2 protein-coding genes are annotated in these 1911 nt (G+C 46.7%); one reads left to right on the top strand and one right to left on the bottom strand.

The annotated features are described in order from the left end of the window. Positions 1–155 (bottom strand): IS1 family transposase (locus QZ506_RS03995; protein ID WP_367272965.1); only part of this gene is annotated, 155 nt, incomplete at its 3' end. 103 nt (positions 156–258) lie between these two features. Between QZ506_RS03995 and QZ506_RS03990 the strand changes: the two genes are divergently transcribed. After that, the gene (locus QZ506_RS03990) at positions 259–1701 is read left to right on the top strand and encodes a PhoPQ-activated protein PqaA family protein (RefSeq protein WP_291969240.1); all 1443 of its coding nucleotides are present in this window, start codon (positions 259–261) and stop codon (positions 1699–1701) included. Positions 1702–1911 lie beyond the last annotated feature (210 nt).

The raw sequence follows: 1911 nt of genomic DNA, 5'->3' as shown, positions 1-1911 counted from the left end.
GAAGTTCGTCGTTGTAAGCCCTGTAGCCATCCGTGTTTGCATGACTGACGACGGTAACGCTGATGGTCACTTTTGCCATAACCGTGTTTTTTCACAGGAGATGTCTGTTCACAAAACGGGCATCTTACATCAACTTTAGCAACTGTATTCCACATCAAAAACCGGATATTTCACACTGCAATCAACATATTGAATACATGACCATAAGGACAATAAATGAAGATTGATAACCTCACATTTATTTTTTTCTTATTTTTTATGGGGTTTTTATCTCAAGCCAAAGCATTGGAAATGGGATGCCATGATGATAAGGACACCGATTTAACGCGGGTCATCTCGTGTTATCGTGAAGATTTGGCGGCGATGCCGATGGATTATCATTACGAGGGTGATGATATTAAGGCTGACGTCAGAGTGAAGAAATACCGCATGATTTCTCAATCCTGGTCACCCGGAGGATTGGTGCAACCTGCGCAATGGCAACACAACGTTGATATCTATCTCCCTGCCCACCCGGTTAAATCACAGCATGCGCTGATGGTTGTTAACAACGACATCAATTACCCAAACGGTATTATCAAAGCCAATGTGCATAACGAATTCAGCCCGGATATGCTGGCCTCTATTGCCCGCACAACCAAAGCGGTTGTTATCTCTGTAAGCAATATACCGAATCAATATCTTACTTACGGTGCGGATAATAAGCCGTTGAAAGAGGATGATAATGTTGCACGCAGTTGGTCATTATTCATGGATAATCCGTCGCTAAGAACGCGGGCTTCCGTGCATATTCCTATGGCGACTGCGGTGTCACAGGCGATTAGAGTGGCGAAGCAAGAATTAAAAGCACAGGGTATTACTCGGTTTATTGTGACAGGCGCATCCAAACGGGGTTGGACATCCTGGTTGACCTTTATTACTGATCCTGATGTTGATGCTGTCGTGCCGTTTGTTATCGACCTGCTGGATACGCGCACTGCGCTAACGCATATGTATCGCTCTTACGGTGGCAATTGGCCCATCGCTTTTTATCCCTACTATCAGCAGGGCGTAGACAAGACCATCAATACCCCGGAATTTCAGGCGTTAATGAAAATTGAAGATCCAATGCAATATTTAGCCGCGGGCCAGTCTGCACAATTCAATAAAGCAAAATATATCGTCAATGCCAGCGGTGATGATTTTTATGCCACTGATAACGCACGCTTTTATTATGACGCGCTGCCGGGAGAGAAATCTCTGCGTGTGGTTCCCAATACCAACCATAACGGTATTTTAAAATACGTTGAGCGCACCTTGATTACCTTTGTAAATCGGTTTCTGAAAAATAAGCCGTTGCCGCAACTCACTGCCATACTCAAAGACGATGCGCTGAGTGTCACTTTTTCTGAAAAACCTGTCACAGTGAAACGCTGGACGGCAAATAACCCTGAAGCACGGGATTTCCGCTATGCCTGTGATGTTCACTACCAGGGCACCACGGTGACGCTTCCCAGTAACGGGCCGGTAAACCTGGCGTTGAATTCACAGCATACTGGCTGGCAGGCGACCTTTGTGGAAGCGACGTTCAAGGACGGCTTTGTCGCGACCAGCCGGGTATACGTGACGCCTGATGATGTTTTCCCGACGGCGGCACCGCCAGTCAACGGTAACTTTTGCAAGACACTGCCGGGCCGTGGGCTCGGTGAAACAGTACCTTAAAGGGTAATAAGCGCGCCAACAGAACCGGGTTGGCGCGTAACAGGCTATTTAAGCACCTGCGGGTTGACGCGGCTTTGTTGAATAAATAGAACTTTTGGGTAATCATCGGAGCAGATCACCACAGTTGTTTCAAAATCAGGTCTCCATGGCAAAACAAAATTTTAAAATCACCAACTGGCCCTCTTATAACAAGTCCCTCAAGCAGCGCGG

Origin of the sequence: Candidatus Symbiopectobacterium sp., from assembly GCF_020054415.1 — a bacterium.
Lineage (GTDB): Bacteria > Pseudomonadota > Gammaproteobacteria > Enterobacterales > Enterobacteriaceae > Symbiopectobacterium.
Note: the sequence above shows the minus strand (reverse complement) of the source record. Positions and strands in the feature narration are given on the sequence as shown.

Excerpts from the sequence above, each read along its gene's own strand:
- QZ506_RS03990 (WP_291969240.1), top strand. The coding sequence starts at position 259 with ATGGGGTTTTTATCTCAAGCCAAAGCATTGGAAATGGGATGCCATGAT.